Raw genomic sequence first — 16,762 nt, forward strand, 5'->3', positions numbered from 1 at the left:
TGCTGTCAGCCCCTCTCTTTTTACTGTTCAGGTGCCGCAACCTGCGATGGCTGATAGCGTACAGACGTTTTGAAGTAGCTCCAGAAGTCGTACACAGGTTGGGTGGAACAATAAAGTTTGGCACGCATTACAGCCCCCTCCCAACCACTCCAGAAAATAGCGGCCAGTTGTTTGTCATTCATATCAGAGCATATTTCACCGGAAGATAATGCATCGGACAAACAGGTCGCCACAAGCGCTTGCCAGTTTTCAAGAATATCCTGTAGCTGTTTAATAAAGGATGGAGGAAGCCCCGGGCTTTCCTGCATCATATTTCCAACCAGGCAGCCCCGGGTAAAATTGTACTTTTTAATCCCGTCGCAGGCATCGTGAATAAAATTTTCCAGACGTAACATTGGTGCGCAGGATGGCACATGCAGATGTTTTTTTAGTTTGTGCTCGAAGAAACTGTCGTAAGCACTCAGCACGGTCTGGGCGTATTCTTCTTTGCTCTTGAAGTAATAATAAAATGAGCCTTTTGGAACACTGGCATTTTTGACAATGGCATCGACTCCCGTCGCAAGAAATCCATTCTGCGTCAGGAGTTCAAGTCCGCTGCGGATCAGATCATTACGGGTATCTGCATAGGTGCTTTCTGTTTTTCGTGGTCTTCCCCGCCCGCGCGTTTCGCCGGTCATGACGCATCTCCTGCATGTTTAAACGGCAAAGAATAAGTGATTATACGCGACGGCTTCAATCAGTTTATCCCTGGTGGTTTTGAAGGCGCCCCCTGCCAATTGGCGGTCATACTACCTTCCGTTTGCTGAAAGTACGTGAAAAGTGAATGTTTCGAATAACAGAAACACTCAGATCTTGAGTGCAGCAAGGATAGCGGCTTCCATTTTCTCCGGCGTCGTGAACGGTGCAAAACGCTTAAGCGGTGTACCGTCGCGACCTATCAGGAACTTCGTGAAATTCCACTTGATCCGTCCCCCCAGCACGCCGGGCAATTCGTTTTTCAGGTAACGAAACACCGGGTGCGCGGCATTGCCGTTGACCTCTACTTTCTCGAATATCGGGAAGCTCACACCGTAGTTGATATGACAGGTCTGCTCGATTTCTTCAGCACCGCCGGGTTCCTGCTTACCAAACTGGTTGCAGGGGAAACCCAGCACCACAAACCCATGGCCAGCATACTTCTTGTAGAGCGCTTCAAGGCCAGAGTATTGTGGCGTGAATCCACACTGACTGGCAGTGTTCACCACCAAAACCAGTTTGCCAGCATAGTCAGCCATTGAGATAACCTGGCCGCGCAGACTGGTGGCAGAAAATTGATAAAAGGTGGTCATATCGGGCTCCTGAGAGTAACAACGATCAATGCCGGCACAGCCTGGAATCATTTTAAAGCAAAAATTTTATTTAGAAGCGTGCCATCATTACGTAGGTAAGATCAATATCCGGAGAATAACGTGTTCGGAAAATTTTTATTAAACTACATGCCAGGGCTACAAAATTTATTAGCCTACGATAAAAGCTGGCTAAAACATGATGTTAAAGCCGGGTTATCCGTTGCGGCTGTAGCACTACCCGTAGCGATTGCTTATGCTGAGTTGGCGGGGGTTGGGGCTATCGTCGGGCTGTATTCATGCGTTTTACCGATGATAGCTTATGCGCTGTTTGGTTCTTCACGTCAGCTTATTGTTGGTCCTGATGCCACGACCTGTGCGGTGATTGCCGCCGTCGTGTTTCCTCTTTCTGCCGGAAATCCCGAACTGCACTGGCAACTGACGATCGTCATGACATTGATGATGGGCGGATGGTGTCTGCTTGCCAGTAAATTTCGCCTGGGCGCCCTTGCTGATCTGCTTTCTCACCCTATTCTGACTGGTCTGCTTAATGGCGTAGCCGTGACGATTATTGTCGGGCAATTAGGTAAGGTTTTGGGGATCAAGCTTGATGAAGCGCAGGTTATTGAGAAAATTATTGCCTTGCCAGGCCGAATTTCAGACAGCCATTTATTAACCTTCGGAATATCCATTTTAACGTTAGCTATTTTAATGGCTATTAAAACGTTTCGCAGTCACTGGCCGACCCCTTTGATTGCCATAGTGATAACGACGTTTCTGGTATGGGGGACATCTGCACAACAATATGGTATTGCCACTATTGGGGGCGAAGGTTTCCAGCCTGGATTACCCGTCGTTAACTGGGGGGCGTTCCAGCCGGGTCCGATGCGTGATTTAGTCATCCCGGCGCTAAACCTGGCTTTGGTCAGTTTTGTCAGTCTGATGCTGACCGCTCGCAGTTTTGCCGCAAAAAATGGCTATGAAATCAATGCAGATGCAGAGTTCAGAGCGCTGGGTATTGCGAATATCATGTCGGGGTTATCTCAGGGGTTTGCTATCAGTGGGGCCGATTCCCGGACCGCGGTTAATGATTCCACTGGGGGAAAAAGTCAGCTGGTATCCATTGTTGCAGCCTTACTCATTGGAGTCGTACTACTCTTTTTCACTCAACCCTTACAATTTATTCCGGTATCTGCATTAGGTATTGTTCTAATGTATGCGTCGTGGTCATTGATTGATTTACGTGGACTATGGAGCCTCAGACGAAGAAATAAACAGGCATTTCGCCTGGCCTTTTTCACGTTTGGCTGTGTTTTAATTATCGGCGTTATTCAGGGTATCGGCCTTGCGGTGCTACTTGGCCTGTTACAGTTCCTGCGCACAGTCTTTCGTCCCTCTGAGCACTTACTGGGAACTGACGAAAATGGCATGATCCACTCATTAGGGAATACAACCGATATTAAAATGGTTCCGGGCGTGCTGATGTATCGTTTTAACTCGCCGTTGACCTATTTTAATGTGGCTTATTTTAAACGCCGCGTGTTGAACTTAGTTGAAGGTGCAGCAGTACAACCTAAATGGGTGGTCATTGATGCCGTGGCTTGTTTCACCTATTCAGATATCAGTGTCCTGGCAACCATTAATGAGCTAAAGCGTGACCTGAAGGGTCGACAGATTAAATTAATCCTGGCCGGCAGGAAAACGGAATTAACACGCTGGTTTAAAGAAAGTCGGCCAACAATGAATGATGATGACATGATTCTGGCGCCAGACCTCTATCTGGCACTCCGCTTCATTCAAAGCAAAGAGAGTGTGAGCGAGGATGAATCAGGTGATGTTGTATAAACCCCATCCTGGTTAAAGGCGAGTAAACTCCGCTTTTTACAGGGCTGCTGTTGCAGCCCTGACACCGACGGTCATTGTTCTGTGAATCGCTGGACTTCCAGAGCCATGAGTACGCCCCGAGTGGTTATCACAGATTTTACCTGTCTGCCCCGTCTACCGAATGAACGTCTTTTTAACCCGAACGGAGGTGCGGAAGTATGGGATCCAGATACAAGCGTATATCACATGCATAATAATAGGCATTATCTGAGCCATATTCAGGGAGATCTGCGGAAAGATGTAAGACGTGGCGACCCTGTCAATTAGCATCAGCGCGATACCCGAAACAAGCAACGCACAATAAGCCAGAGGTAACTCTTTCTTTTTCCGCAAAAACAGAGAAACAATATAAATGATAAAGAGCAGGAAAACTAAGTTAATCCCACTAGCAACAAAGAGATAGGTCGTCTGGGAGACCGGAAGACGCCCTACCGTTTCCATCCCTGCACTTAACGTTACTGCCATAGAGTTGAAGTAGGCGTAAGCGATAAGCAGCATATTGACAAATGGCAGATATAACAAACCACCTATTTTGCGATATCGTTTTTCTTCGCACTCAGAGCAATATTCAAGATGCTGCGGGATCTCTTTATCACATTTAATGCACGTCCATTGAAACGTTGAATTGGTCATTTTATGTCCTTATTTCATAATGGCTCGGTTAGGTCTGATTATTGATTATCGTGTCACACTCACATTTTCCAGCGTCACCAACCTTTCAGGCTTATCACCCAGTTGCTGAGCAACAGGGACGAAGATATTGAGGTCCTGCAGCCAGGCTAATTTGCTTCTGCTATCTGGTTGCCCCGCATTACTTTCATGACACTCAACTAACAAATATTTCCCAGTAAACTCAGGTGCAATACGCTGCGCATCCCCTTCCCCCGTCACTTCACAGCGTATCGCTGACGATGAGACTTTCTTATCCGCATCAATATTTTCCAGTTGCGCCTGATATTTTTGACCCTGTACTAATGGGAAATGCAGATCGGTCTGCAATGTGTTGAGCAACATGGCACCGCTACTGATGGACATAGCGAATTTCAGTTGCAACAGATTAGTCAGCGTTAAACGTTGAACCTTCCAGATGCCATAATCTTCAAGCTTACGTATATAACCATCCGATTGCGCGTCCAGCTGGATTTTAATCTTACCGAGCGCGCTGACCTCCGTATACCGAACCTGTTTAAAACGCGGCATCGCCCAGGATTTGATCAGTGCCTGCGCCTGGTGATCAATAGCAGCAGAAAGGGGGTATTTGCTCAACCATTGCGGATTATTATTGCTCAGATCGGGCATTGAGGGCCCCATCAACGTAGATGCTGACTTGTTCACCGCAGGTATAAAGCGCCCTTCAGCGGTGAATGTTTTGCCTGCAGGTAGCTGGCAGAGTTGCTCAAAGTGTTGAGCCTTTTGAGCATCAATCTTGAAGCTACTTTTGCGACGAACAATATCAGCCGTGATGAGTGAGTCCGTTACGTGACCCTGGCCATCGAAATTCATTGCAGCGACAGCGTCGCCCTGATGGGTTTTACAGTTATAGAAATAGTGCTCAATCTTCAATTCAAGCGGCGCGTCATAAGGCGGTTCCCAGATAATATCTGCAAAATCATATCCCATACGTACCGTTAAAATGTCGCCAACGCGATGAATGCTGTTAACATCGACAAGATCGGTAATGCCCGTTGCAGAGGTGGCAGATAATCTTTCCCACAGGGGTTCTTTTACCGGTAGCTGGCAGATCTTACGGATATCCTCTGCCGTCATCAGCTTATCATCCTGTGCAGGTGCATACCGCAGGTAGCTGTCGCCGTAAAAACGGACTTTGGTTAACCCTTCATCATCCAGTAAATCCTTGTACAGAAGCTGTGACTTGCCCTGTTTACAATCTACTGAACGCCATTGTTGCGCTGTTTTGCCGTTATTGAAGTTTAACGACACCATGTAACTCACACGATCGTGGATGCGGGTAACAGACAAGGGGTTAATACCGCCGCCAATAAGTTCAGGCTTTTCAGCGGCCTGCGCAAAAGAAAACGGCAACAGAGAAAGTAAAAACAGAGGGCGTATTAAAGGCCGTGCGTAATGCATACATGTTCCTTCATATATAACCAGAGAAAAACATTATCGGCAGCAGGGATTAAATAATTAGCCTCATTTAATTGCAACTGAACAGATAACCGCAGCATGGGTCGGTTCCATCCGCCCCTGCTTCAACACCTCACCTTACACCGCCGACTTCGGCCTTAAATTCTCATCAAACGTCAGCCGTTTCCGCCCAGGCTCTACTTCACGTAGCGGTTCTACCTGGTGCATAGTCAGCTTGCAGCGCTCCACCAGCACCTGATATTCCCTTGTACCTTGTTTTTTCCACGCCAGTTCTTGCTCGCTCAACTCGCGAATCGCTTTGGCCGGGCTGCCAATAATCAAATGCCCTGCTGGCATTTCCGCTTTCGCCTTCACGAATGCCGCCGCGCCGACGATGCTGTTTTCACCGATCACTGCGCCGTCCATCACCACAGCATTCATTCCCACCAGTGCGTTCCGGCGGATAACACAGCCATGCAGAATAGCGCTGTGGCCGATATGTCCGTCCTCTTCCACCACCGTGTCCTGTTCAGGGAAACCATGCATCACGCAGTTATCCTGAATGTTTGCACCATCTTTCACCACGATACGGCCAAAATCTCCGCGCAGGCTGGCATTCGGGCCGACATAAACACCTTTCCCCAGAATCACATCACCAATGAGTACCGCTGTCGGGTGAACATAGCTCTCGTCAGGCACGACCGGCGTCAGACCATCAATTTGATAAACAGGCATCCTCACTCCTTATGCGCTTGTAAGACCACCAAAGCGTTGATAGTAGAGCGTGCCAGGCACGGGCAATTCGCCGACGGAGGTTTCGCCTTTCTCACTGACAAAAGCCAGCGCCCCCGGTGCTACACGCTGATAGATATTGATGCAGAGCTGTCGGGCACTTTGCCCGGCCCAGTGCGCTGGCAGTAACTCTTCCGGCAGCAGCGGGTCTTTCAGCACCACGCGACGATAAAAATGGATCAGCAACAGTTGGATCTGGAAGCAACGTTCTGGCGTCAGTTCCTCTGGTGTCGCCTCTTTCAGCAGAGGAAGCAGCGGCCGGAACGAGCTAATAAACGTTTCGTACATCGTGTTTTGTTCGGTTAACTGCCAGCACTCTTCCACCCGCGAACGCAGCGCGGCGCGGGACAACGCCAGCGGCGAATGCGCTTCAAAGAAGATGACGTTTTCCGCCACGCCAGCATCATGAAGCAGGGACTGCACATCTGCCAGATGCTGCGATGGTGAAGCCATCAGGCTCGGCGCAAGCGTGCCAAACCCCTGCCAGATCAGCTGTTTTTTGACATCAGCAAGCGTAGTTTTGTCCAGACCTTCAGAGAGCAGCAATAACCATTTTCCGTCCCAGGCGGGCAACTCCGCGCGATAGATCTTATTTTCCGCGCGGCGGGTTAAACGTAGCCCTTTGTCGCTCAGGCGGTAAAAGCTGCGGCGTCCAATGCGCGAGACATCCAGCCAACCCTCTTTGTTGAGGCGGAACAACGCAGTGCGCACGAACCGTTCACCGAACCCCATTCCCTCCAGTAATGCCGCCAGGCTCCCAAGCCAAATCTCGCCCCCGCGATGGGAAAGCGCGTCACCGTATAACGAGGAGATAAGGGATGTCCCGCTGATCGGAACGGAGCTGACTGCGTGCTGGATAAAGGCGTCGAGTTTCATGTGATTCATTCTGTTGTAATTTTTGTCCCGGATGAATCATAGCATAGTTCTGCACTCCCTCTCTCCGAAGGAGAGAGGGAAGAAGAAACTCAGCTGTTGGCCGCGATTTTACGCAAATCAAACACCCGGCAGGCTTTCCCCTCTGAGCGCGGGATACTGCCGCAGTTAACGATCATCACGTCGGTTGAAATCCCGACCATGGATTTAATGCGGTGGCGCAACTGATGACACACCTGGCAACGCTGTTCGTGCGTCAGCGTCAGGCTGCTCTCTTTCAGCTCCACCTTCACGGAAAGTGAATCAAGATGTCCGCGACGGTTCACCTCCAGCTGGTAATGCGGCGAGAGATGTTCGAACTTCACAATTTCCTCTTCCAGCTGTGACGGGAAGACGTTAACGCCACGGATGATCAGCATATCGTCACTGCGACCGCTGATCCGGTCCATACGACGCATACTGCGCGCGGTTGCTGGCAGCAGGCGTGTCAGGTCGCGGGTACGGTAGCGGATCACCGGCAGCGCCTCTTTGGTCAGCGTGGTAAACAGCAGTTCGCCCTGCTCGCCGTCATTAAGCGGCGTACCGTCGTTCGGGTTGACGATCTCCGGATAGAAATGATCTTCCCAGATTGTCGGACCATCGGCGGTTTCGATACACTCCATCGCCACGCCGGGGCCCATCACTTCGGAGAGGCCATAAATATCCAGCGCCGTGATCCCTAAACGTTTTTCAATCTCGTGGCGCATGGCCTGCGTCCACGGCTCGGCACCGAACACGCCCACACGAAGAGAACAGGTACTGGCATCGCCGCCCATCTGGCGCTCCAGTTCTTCAATCAGGTTAAGGCAGTAGGATGGCGTCACCATGATCATATCTGGCTGGAAATCCCGGATAAGCTGCGCCTGTTTCTCCGTCTGACCACCCGACATCGGGATCACCGTTGCGCCTAAACGTTCCGCACCGTAATGCGCGCCCAGACCGCCGGTAAACAACCCGTAACCATAGGCCACGTGAATTTTGTCTTTTGCACTGCCGCCCGCGGCACGCAGGGAGCGTGCCACCAGATTGGCCCAGTTGTCGATGTCGCCTTGCGTGTAGCCGACGACGGTCGGTTTGCCGGTGGTGCCGGAGGATGCGTGAATACGTACCACCTGCTCCATTGGCACGGCAAAGGTATCAAATGGATAGTTATCCCGCAGGTCCTGCTTGGTCGTGCACGGGAATTTACGAATATCCGCCAGCTCTTTGAAATCGTCAGGGTGAACGCCCGCTGCATCGAACTTGCGTTTATACATCGGTACGTTGTTATAGGCATGGTGCAGCGTCCATTTCAGACGCTCGGTCTGCAACGCCTGTAATTCGTCAAGGGATGCTGTTTCGATCGGGTCAAGCTTTGTTGTATTTGTCATTGTAGGGTACTCACATTGTTATTCGCTCAAACACGCTCAAGGATCATGGCAATGCCCTGACCCACACCGATGCACATCGTACACAGCGCGTAGCGCCCGTTGCGTCGATGCAATTCATTGCTTGCAGCCAGCGCCAGTCTGGCACCACTCATCCCCAGCGGGTGGCCTATCGCGATGGCTCCCCCGTTTGGGTTCACGTGAGCGGCATCATCGGGTAACCCTAACTGACGCAGCACACCCAGTGCCTGCGAAGCAAAAGCTTCGTTAAGCTCGATGACGTCCATATCGTTGATACTAAGTCCGGCTCGCTCCAGCACTTTTCGGGTGGCAGGCACCGGGCCTAAGCCCATCAGACGGGGCTCCACGCCTGCCGTCGCCATCGCCACAATACGCGTGCGCGGGACTAATCCCTGCGCGAGTGCCATCTGTTCACTGGCGATGATCAGCGCCGCTGCGCCGTCATTCACGCCAGAGGCATTCCCAGCCGTAACCACCCCATTTTTACGAAACGGTGTTTTCAGTCCGGCAAGTTGTTCAAGTGTCGTATCCGCTCGTGGATGTTCATCCACGCTAAATTCCGTTACCGCGCCTTTTTTACCCGGCACCAGCACCGGCACAATCTCCTGCGCCAGAATACCGTTCTTCTGCGCCCCGGCGGTTCGCTGCTGACTGCGCAGCGCAAAAGCGTCCTGATCGGCACGGCTGATATTTAACAATTCAGCTACATTCTCTGCCGTTTCCGGCATACTGTCAGTTCCGAAGTGCTGATGCATGAGCGGATTCACAAAACGCCAGCCGATAGTGGTATCGAAAATCTCCGCCTGACGCTGAAACGCGGCAGTGGCTTTCCCCATCACAAATGGCGCGCGGGACATGGACTCCACACCGCCCGCCAGCAACAGATCGCCATCGCCTGCTTTAATAGCGCGGGCTGCAAAGCCAATTGCGTCCAGCCCCGAACCGCACAGGCGGTTAATGGTGGTTCCGGATACCGTCTGCGGCAATCCCGCCAGCAAGGCCGACATGCGCGCCACGTTGCGATTGTCTTCCCCCGCCTGGTTGGCGCAACCGAGGATCACATCATCAATCCGCTCCAGATCGAGCTGCGGGTAACGTGCCAGCAGCGCACGCAGCGGAACGGCCCCCAGATCGTCAGCGCGAACAGCGGAAAGTGCGCCGCCGTAACGCCCCACCGGGGTTCGTACGCCATCACAAATAAATGCATCACGCATCAGGCTTCTCCTGTCACACTGCCGCCAATGCGGTGCGATTTTCCGCGAAAAAGGGCGACGGTTTTCTGTTGTTGATTCTGAATTTCAATGTCATACACGCCGGTGAGTTTGCCCTGATGCTTTACCCGCGCGGTGGCGGTCAACGTATCCCCGGCAAAGCCCGGACGCAGAAACTCAATCGAGCAACCGGAGGCGAGCGCCGCCAGCCCCTGGCTGTTGCAGGCGTAAGCAAAGGCGGTGTCCGCCAGCGAGAAAAGTTGTCCACCGTGACAGGTTTTGTGGCCGTTAAGCATCTGTGGGGTGATGGTCATCGTCACCACCGCATAACCTTCGTCCATTTCAATGATGTCGATTCCCAGTGCCTGCGCGCAGGCATCCCGTTCGTACATCGTGCGGGCGTTATGCCAGGCGTTATGACTCATAGCTACTCTCCAGAAGCGCACGCTGGCGCAGCAGTGAACAGGGACGATAACGTTCTTCGCCGTAATGACGTTGCAGGTTCTCCAGTAGCGTCAGCAGACGTTGCCAGCCCAGACGCTCCCCCCAGGCAATCGGACCGCTCGGGTAGTTCACGCCGAGGCGCATGGCGGTATCGATATCCTTCTCGCTGGCCACCCCTTTTTGCAGAGCATCCAGCGCTTCGTTGGCGATCATTGCCAGCGTGCGCCAGATCAGCATTCCCGGATAATCGGCAATTTGTATTACCCGTTTGCCCTGCTGTTGCAGGTACCAGATGGCTTTCAGCGTCGCGGTCTGCGGGTTGCTGGCTGCCGCCGCAATCACCGCCACATCACGCTCAATACGGTCAACCATTACCACCGGACAGTTAAGACGCAAAGCCAGCGCCTGAGCGGTTTCACCCTGCGTTTCCATCAGATGCACACCGTCAATTTCCGTGACACCGTCACTTCTTTTCTCCATGTGCATCGGACGATAACTGTCATCCACGGGCTCAACCCACTGCACATCAGGTTTATCACCCTGCCAGTCGTAAACGCCCTTCCCGCTTTTTTTGCCCAGTCGCCCCGCCAGCACCAGCTCCTGCTGGACCAGAGAAGGCAGAAAACGGCGCTCCTGCCAAAAGGCATTAAAGACTGAGCAGGTCACGGCGAAGTTAACGTCCTGACCAATCAAGTCAGTGAGTTCCAGCGGCCCCATCGGAAAACCGCCACCTTCGCGCAGTGCGGCGTCAATCACCTCCGGCGCGGCCACCTGTTCTTCCAGTGCGCGCCAGGCTTCAGAGTAGAACGGACGCGCAACGCGGTTCACGATGAACCCCGGCGTTGACTGACAGCGAACGGGTTGTTTACCCCAGTTCAGCGCCAGCTCACACAGCGCATCAGCCACTTCCGGAGAGGTCGCCAGCCCGCTGACCACTTCTACCAGCTTCATCACCGGTGCCGGATTAAAGAAATGCAGCCCCGCCACGCGCTCCGGATGGTGCACGTCGGCCGCAATCGCGGTAACTGAAATAGACGAGGTGTTACTGGTCAGCACCGTCTGTGCCGGGCAGATCGCGGCCAGCTGTGCAAACAGCGCTTTTTTCACCTCAAGACGTTCTGAGGCCGCTTCAATCACAAGATCTGCCGCCGAGAGTGCCTCGATATCGGTCACCGGCAGCAGTCTGGCCAGGATTTGGCTACCAGCATCTGCGGAGAGTTTTCCTCGCGTCACCCGGGAAGCCAGACGCTGGCGAATGCCGTCAATGGCGCGCGAGATCGCATCTGCGGAGATGTCGTAGATCAGAACAGGGTGCCCATGGCTGGCCGCAACTTCGGCAATTCCGGCCCCCATCGTGCCGCTGCCAATCACGGCGACAGTACGTATGCTCAACATCTTATTTCCCCGTAAAGTTCGGCGTGCGCTTTGCCAGGAAGGCGCTGACGCCCTCGCGGTAGTCATCGCTGCGCCCAGCCAGGCGTTGATAGTCGCGCTCGAGATCAAGTTGCGCATCCAGGGTGTTGGTTTCCGCCGCGTTGATGGCCTGCTTGATCAGCCCCAAACCAAACGTCGGCTGTGAGGCAAAATGCAGCGCCATCTGTTGTGCCGTGGCGGAAAGCTGCTCGTCGTCCACCACCTGCCAGATCATCCCCCAGGCCTGCGCTTGTTCGGCGCTGAGTTTGTCCCCCAGCAGCGCCAGCCCCATGGCGCGAGCGCGTCCGGCAACGCGCGGCAGCAACCAGGTGCCACCGCAGTCCGGGACTAACCCGAGCTTACTGAAGGCCATCACAAAGTTGGCGGAACGCGCCGCTATGACCATATCGCACCCGAGCGCCAGCGTCGCCCCGGCACCAGCGGCCACGCCGTTGACCGCACAAATGACCGGCTTCGGCAGTTTTGCCAGTCGGCGCACCAGCGGGTTGTAAAACGTCTCAACGGACATGCCCAGATCCGGCGCCGGGCCGTTGGGGTCGACATTGCGGTCATTCAGATCCTGACCGGCACAGAAACCGCGTCCTGCCCCGGTAATCAACAGACAGCGGATGGTGTCATCACGCTCTGCCTGTTTCAGGCACTCCGAAAGCTGCTGATGCATCACGTCGTTAAAGCTGTTCAGACGCTCCGGGCGGTTCAGCGTAATGGTCATCACGCCTTGCTCTACGTTACTCAGAATAAATTCCACAATTAGCGTCCTTTAAAATCGGGGGTACGTTTCTGTAAGAAGGCGTTGATACCTTCCCGGCGGTCTTCGGTCGCGGAAAGCAGTGTAAAAAGCTGACGTTCCTGTGCCAACCCAGCCTGCAATGGCACTTCCTGAGACTGACGCAGCGCCTGTTTCGCGGCCTGCAATGCCAGCGGCGAATGACGCGCCATCAATGCCGCCTGCTTCAGGGCATACTCCAGCGTCAGGGAGGCCGGGAAGACATCGCTGACCAGACCAGCACTCAGCGCCTGTTGTGCGGAGAGACTTTCTCCGGTCAGCACCATTTTGCTGGCGAGGGATTTACCCACGCTGCGAATGAGACGCTGCGTGCCGCCCGCGCCTGGCATAATCCCGAGGGTGATTTCCGGCAGACCGAAACGCGCGTTATCCCCGGCAATCACCACGTCGCAGAGCAGTGCCAGCTCGCAGCCCGCTCCCAGGGCGAAACCGTTCACGGCGGCGATCAACGGTTTGTTAAATGCGTCTATCCGCTTCCACAACTGGGGACGGATATCGTTCAATGTGGCCGGTAAGTCTTTCTCTGCCATTTCGTTGAGATCTGCCCCGGCCGCGAAGCAGCGCTCGTTGCCATAAATGACGCAGACAGAAATGTCGCTATCACAGGCCGCCGCCTCAAGTTGCTCCGCAATCTGCGTCAGCAGCGCATTATTGAGAGCATTGCGTGCCGCCGGACGGTTCAGTGTCAGCTGCAACACGCGGCCATGGCGGGTGACAATCAGTTCGCTCATGCCATCCCCTTTGCGTCGAAATCGACGATCACGTCAGCGGTTAACGGCAGCGACTGACAGCTCAGCACATACCCGGCGGCCAGCTCGTCCGGCTCCAGGCTGTAGTTGGTCACCATGTCCACTTTGCCGCGCAGCACTTTACATTTACAGGTGGCGCACACACCGCCTTTACAGGCATACGGCAGATCCGCCCCCTGGCGCAGGGCGGCATCAAGAATACTTTCATCGTCCGCCGTCAGGGTGATTTCACGGTCACGGCCGTCCTGACGAACGGTGACTTTCTGCCCCTCCGCCTGCACGCTAACCGTGCGTTTAGCTGCTGAACCCGGCGTATTGAAACGTTCCAGATGGATGGCTTTTTCCGGCATCCCCAGCGCTTTTAATGTGCTTTCGGCATCATCCATCATCGCCGACGGACCGCAGATAAACGCTTCGTCGTACTGGCGGAAGTTGATCAGTGTTTTCGCCAGCGCCTGCAGTTTTTCCCCGTCAATACGACCATGGAGAAGATCGCTGTCCAGACGCTCCTGGCTGAAGATGGAAACCAGCTGCAGCCGCTGCGGGTATTTGTCTTTCAGGTCCGCCAGCGCCTGGCGGAACATCATGCTCTGGCTGCTGCGGTTGCCGTAAATCAGGGTGAAATGACTGTTCGGTTCGGTGGCAAGCGTTGCGGATAAAATCGCCAGCATCGGGGTGATCCCGGAGCCTGCGGCAATCGCCAGATAGTGTCCTTCACGTTCCGCCTGCGGCTGGTAGCCAAACTGGCCCTGAGGAACCATCACCTCCAGCGCCATACCCTGTTTAATCTCATCCCGGGCATAGCGGGAAAATCGTCCGCCCTCGATGGCTTTGACCGCCACGCTGATCTCACCCGGTGCGCTACTCCGGCAGATGGAGTAACAGCGGCGCAGTTCATCCCCGCCCAGTTTCGTTTTCAGGGTCAGGTGCTGACCCGGACGGAAGCGGTACGCGTCCTGTAATTCCTGCGGCACCGCGAAGGTGATCGTTACCGCATCACGGGTTTCGGGTTCCACTTTTGCCACTGTTAATGAATGAAACGTTGTCATGGCAGCCTCAAATACATTTGAAATAGTCGAAAGGCTCACGGCAGGTGTTGCAGCGATAGAGCGCTTTGCAGGCCGTTGAACCAAATTCACTGATAAGTGAGGTATCGGTGCTCGCACAGCGCGGACACGTCACCTCTGCGGGCGCATGGGCATGGCAGCTGTGGCCGACCGGCGGGCTGATGCCATATTCACGCAGACGCTCGCGGGCATCAGCAGTCATCCAGTCGGTGGTCCAGGCGGGTTCAAGCTGGAGCACAATATGAACCGGCGTAAACCCGTGTGCGGTCATCGTTTCGCGGATAGCGCCCAGCAGGTGTTCCGTCGCCGGGCAACCTGAGTAGGTCGGCGTGAAACCAATGACCCAGCCTTCACCTTGCGGTGCGACGCTGCGCACCATGCCCAGATCGGTGATGGTTAACACGGGCACTTCCGGGTCCGGGATCTGGCTTAACAGCGACCAGATCTGCGGGATCTCCGCAGGTGCAATCTCAGCAAAACGCTGCATCATGACCTCCGCTATTACCACTGTTGACCCGGGTACGCGCGCTGGAGATATTGCATTTCCGCCAGCATCGGGCCCAGATGTTCGGTATGTAGCCCTTTCTTGCCCCCGGTGCGATACGCCACTTCGTCGGGAACCTTCAGGTTGGCTTCTGCCAGACCGGCTAACACCTCACTTTCCCACGCCTGGCGCAAGGTGCGCGGGTCAACAGCCACGCCGGTGGCAATCAGTTCCAGCTCAACGTCATCGGCGTCAAACAGCTCCGCCGTAAAACGCCACAGGTTGTCGATGGCCTGCTGCATTTTTTGCGCGGAGGTTTCGGTGCCATCGCCCAGACGCACCAGCCAGCCGCGGCTAAAGCGCAGGTGATAGCGCACCTCTTTAATGGCTTTTGCGGCAATGGCGGCAAGCTGACTGTCGCTGCTGTGCGCCAGATGTTCATACAGCGCCACATTCCAGGCATCCATCAGGTACTGACGGGCAATCGTGTCGGCGAAGTTGCCGTTCGGCTGCTCCACCAGCAGTAAATTGCGGAACTGACGCTCATCACGCCCAAATGCCAGCGTGTCTTCATCGCCCTGGCCTTCCAGCTCCGCGGCATAGGTCAGGAAATTGCGCGCCTGGCCCAGCAGGTCGAGACCGATATTGGCCAGCGCGAGGTCGATCTCCAGCTCCGGCGCGTGACCGCACCAGGCACCGAGACGCTGCGAAAGCACCAGACCGTTGTCGCCCAGACGCAGGGCATATGCAGTGACTGTTTTCATCCCCAACCTCACATGTGCTCGATGCCATCAGGGATGGTGTAAAACGTCGGGTGGCGGTAGACCTTGCTTTCCGCCGGGTCGAAGAACTCACCACTCTCTTCCGGCTGGGAGGCGATAATCTCGCTCGCCTTGACCACCCAGATAGAGCAGCCTTCACTGCGGCGGGTATAAGCATCACGCGCATTTTCCAGCGCCATGCGATCGTCGGCGGCATGCAGGCTTCCCACATGACGGTGGGACAAACCTTGTTTGCTACGTACGAAGACTTCGTACAGCGGCCAGTAGACATTGCTCATCGTGATTCCTCTCAAGCCACTTTGCGGGCATGTTGTTTTTCTGCGTGCGCCAGTGCAGCTTCACGCACCCACGCCCCCTCTTCCCAGGCTTTGCGTTTGGCGGCCAGACGTTCGTGGTTACAGATGCCACGCCCGTTAATCACCTCGTCAAATTCCTGCCAGTCGATCTCGCCGAAACAGTAGTGACCGCTCTCGTCGTCAAAACGCAGGTCGGGATCGGGCACTGTCATGCCCAGCATCTCCACCTGAGGAATGGTGTTGTCGACAAAACGCTGGCGAAGTTCGTCATTACCGAAGCGTTTGATTTTCCAGGCCAGGCTACGGGCGCTGTTCGGCGAGTTGTCGTCGTTCGGCCCGAACATCATCAGCGCCGGCCACCAGAAACGGTTGATGGCGTCCTGCAACATGTGACGCTGAGCGTCACTTCCCTGCGCCAGCGCCATACAGGCTTCAAAGCCCTGACGCTGGTGGAAACTCTCTTCTTTACAGATTTTCACCATTGCCCTGGCATACGGCCCGTAAGAGGTACGGCACAGCGCCACCTGGTTAACGATGGCAGCACCGTCCACCAGCCAGCCGATCACGCCAATGTCGGCCCAGCTCAGGGTTGGGTAGTTGAAGATGGAGGAGTATTTCATTTTGCCGTCAAGCATCTTCTGATAGATGTCTTCCCGCGCGCAGCCCAGCGTTTCTGCCGCGCTATAGAGGTACAAACCGTGTCCGGCTTCGTCCTGTACTTTCGCCAGCAGGATCGCTTTACGACGCAACGTCGGTGCGCGGGTGATCCAGTTACCTTCGGGTAGCATGCCGACAATTTCGGAGTGCGCATGCTGACCAATCTGGCGGATCAACGTCTTGCGGTAGGCCTCAGGCATCCAGTCCTGGGGCTCTATCGCCGTCTCCTGCGCTATGCGCTGCTCAAACCGTTGTTCTTGCGTCACGTCATCACCTTTTATGATTCGTTAGTTTGCAATCTAAAGCGAAATGTTGAATCACTTTGTTTTTTAAAAGTTACACAAAGGTTAAATATAACCCCAAGAATTGTTTCCTTGTTTTGTGATGTCGCTCGCAAGGCTTTTGCAGCGCACCAGACATCCCGAGCGTTTGCCTACTGCACTTCATCAGACTGGATCACAA

18 protein-coding genes are annotated in these 16,762 nt (G+C 54.4%); 1 reads left to right on the plus strand and 17 read right to left on the minus strand.

Translation table 11 applies throughout. The features are described from left to right. Positions 1 to 20: 20 nt before the first annotated feature. Both acuR and HED65_RS02820 read right to left on the minus strand, forming a co-directional pair. Positions 21 to 677 (minus strand): acrylate utilization transcriptional regulator AcuR, encoded by a 657-nt coding sequence (acuR, locus tag HED65_RS02815; protein WP_114977347.1) that lies wholly within the window; start codon positions 675 to 677, stop codon positions 21 to 23. Between the two features lie 168 nt (positions 678 to 845). Then, complete coding sequence (locus HED65_RS02820; protein ID WP_114977348.1) at positions 846 to 1,328, minus strand: glutathione peroxidase; 483 nt, start codon at positions 1,326 to 1,328, stop codon at positions 846 to 848. Between the two features lie 120 nt (positions 1,329 to 1,448). Here HED65_RS02820 and HED65_RS02825 point away from each other — a divergent pair, with 120 nt between their 5' ends. Then, positions 1,449 to 3,170, plus strand: coding sequence for a SulP family inorganic anion transporter (locus HED65_RS02825; RefSeq protein WP_114977349.1), 1,722 nt, complete (start codon positions 1,449 to 1,451; stop codon positions 3,168 to 3,170). Between the two features lie 153 nt (positions 3,171 to 3,323). Here the strand turns inward: HED65_RS02825 and HED65_RS02830 are convergent, their stop codons facing one another. The 15 genes from HED65_RS02830 to paaA form a co-directional block, all read right to left on the minus strand. Next, complete coding sequence (locus HED65_RS02830; protein ID WP_114977350.1) at positions 3,324 to 3,842, minus strand: DUF2569 domain-containing protein; 519 nt, start codon at positions 3,840 to 3,842, stop codon at positions 3,324 to 3,326. Between the two features lie 45 nt (positions 3,843 to 3,887). Continuing rightward, on the minus strand, positions 3,888 to 5,300 hold the full coding sequence (locus HED65_RS02835; protein ID WP_114977351.1) for a hypothetical protein: 1,413 nt from the start codon (positions 5,298 to 5,300) through the stop codon (positions 3,888 to 3,890). A gap of 135 nt (positions 5,301 to 5,435) precedes the next feature. After that, positions 5,436 to 6,032: a phenylacetic acid degradation protein PaaY gene (gene paaY / locus HED65_RS02840; RefSeq protein ID WP_028017538.1), complete on the minus strand. Its 597-nt coding sequence runs from the start codon at positions 6,030 to 6,032 to the stop codon at positions 5,436 to 5,438. A gap of 9 nt (positions 6,033 to 6,041) precedes the next feature. Next, positions 6,042 to 6,974, minus strand: a complete 933-nt coding sequence (gene paaX, locus HED65_RS02845; RefSeq protein ID WP_114977352.1) for a phenylacetic acid degradation operon negative regulatory protein PaaX — start codon at positions 6,972 to 6,974, stop codon at positions 6,042 to 6,044. An 80-nt stretch (positions 6,975 to 7,054) separates the two neighbouring features. Continuing rightward, positions 7,055 to 8,371, minus strand: coding sequence for a phenylacetate--CoA ligase PaaK (gene paaK, locus HED65_RS02850; protein WP_114977353.1), 1,317 nt, complete (start codon positions 8,369 to 8,371; stop codon positions 7,055 to 7,057). Positions 8,372 to 8,397: 26 nt separating this feature from the next. After that, complete coding sequence (gene pcaF / locus HED65_RS02855) at positions 8,398 to 9,603, minus strand: 3-oxoadipyl-CoA thiolase (protein ID WP_114977354.1); 1,206 nt, start codon at positions 9,601 to 9,603, stop codon at positions 8,398 to 8,400. Next, positions 9,603 to 10,025, minus strand: a complete 423-nt coding sequence (gene paaI / locus HED65_RS02860) for a hydroxyphenylacetyl-CoA thioesterase PaaI (protein ID WP_114977355.1) — start codon at positions 10,023 to 10,025, stop codon at positions 9,603 to 9,605. Before paaI ends, pcaF begins: the two co-directional genes overlap by 1 nt. Continuing rightward, positions 10,015 to 11,439 carry a 3-hydroxyacyl-CoA dehydrogenase PaaH gene (paaH, locus tag HED65_RS02865; RefSeq protein WP_114977356.1) on the minus strand — a complete coding sequence of 475 codons (1,425 nt, stop codon included), beginning with the start codon at positions 11,437 to 11,439 and terminating at the stop codon, positions 10,015 to 10,017. Before paaH ends, paaI begins: the two co-directional genes overlap by 11 nt. 1 nt (position 11,440) lies before the next feature. After that, entirely contained in the window at positions 11,441 to 12,229 is a 789-nt protein-coding gene (paaG, locus tag HED65_RS02870) for a 2-(1,2-epoxy-1,2-dihydrophenyl)acetyl-CoA isomerase PaaG (RefSeq protein WP_114977357.1), read from the minus strand. Next, complete coding sequence (gene paaF, locus HED65_RS02875) at positions 12,229 to 12,996, minus strand: 2,3-dehydroadipyl-CoA hydratase PaaF (protein WP_114977358.1); 768 nt, start codon at positions 12,994 to 12,996, stop codon at positions 12,229 to 12,231. Before paaF ends, paaG begins: the two co-directional genes overlap by 1 nt. After that, complete coding sequence (gene paaE / locus HED65_RS02880) at positions 12,993 to 14,063, minus strand: 1,2-phenylacetyl-CoA epoxidase subunit PaaE (protein ID WP_114977359.1); 1,071 nt, start codon at positions 14,061 to 14,063, stop codon at positions 12,993 to 12,995. Before paaE ends, paaF begins: the two co-directional genes overlap by 4 nt. Positions 14,064 to 14,070: 7 nt before the next feature. Beyond that, complete coding sequence (gene paaD, locus HED65_RS02885; protein WP_028017547.1) at positions 14,071 to 14,568, minus strand: 1,2-phenylacetyl-CoA epoxidase subunit PaaD; 498 nt, start codon at positions 14,566 to 14,568, stop codon at positions 14,071 to 14,073. 14 nt (positions 14,569 to 14,582) lie between these two features. Next, entirely contained in the window at positions 14,583 to 15,329 is a 747-nt protein-coding gene (gene paaC, locus HED65_RS02890; protein WP_114977360.1) for a 1,2-phenylacetyl-CoA epoxidase subunit PaaC, read from the minus strand. 8 nt (positions 15,330 to 15,337) lie between these two features. Further along, a complete protein-coding gene (gene paaB, locus HED65_RS02895; RefSeq protein ID WP_006175064.1) occupies positions 15,338 to 15,625 on the minus strand; it encodes a 1,2-phenylacetyl-CoA epoxidase subunit PaaB in 288 nt (95 codons plus the stop codon). 11 nt (positions 15,626 to 15,636) lie between these two features. Beyond that, entirely contained in the window at positions 15,637 to 16,566 is a 930-nt protein-coding gene (gene paaA, locus HED65_RS02900; RefSeq protein ID WP_114977361.1) for a 1,2-phenylacetyl-CoA epoxidase subunit PaaA, read from the minus strand. Positions 16,567 to 16,762: the final 196 nt, after the last annotated feature.

This window comes from Pantoea sp. LS15 (assembly GCF_012241585.1).
GTDB lineage: Bacteria > Pseudomonadota > Gammaproteobacteria > Enterobacterales > Enterobacteriaceae > Enterobacter.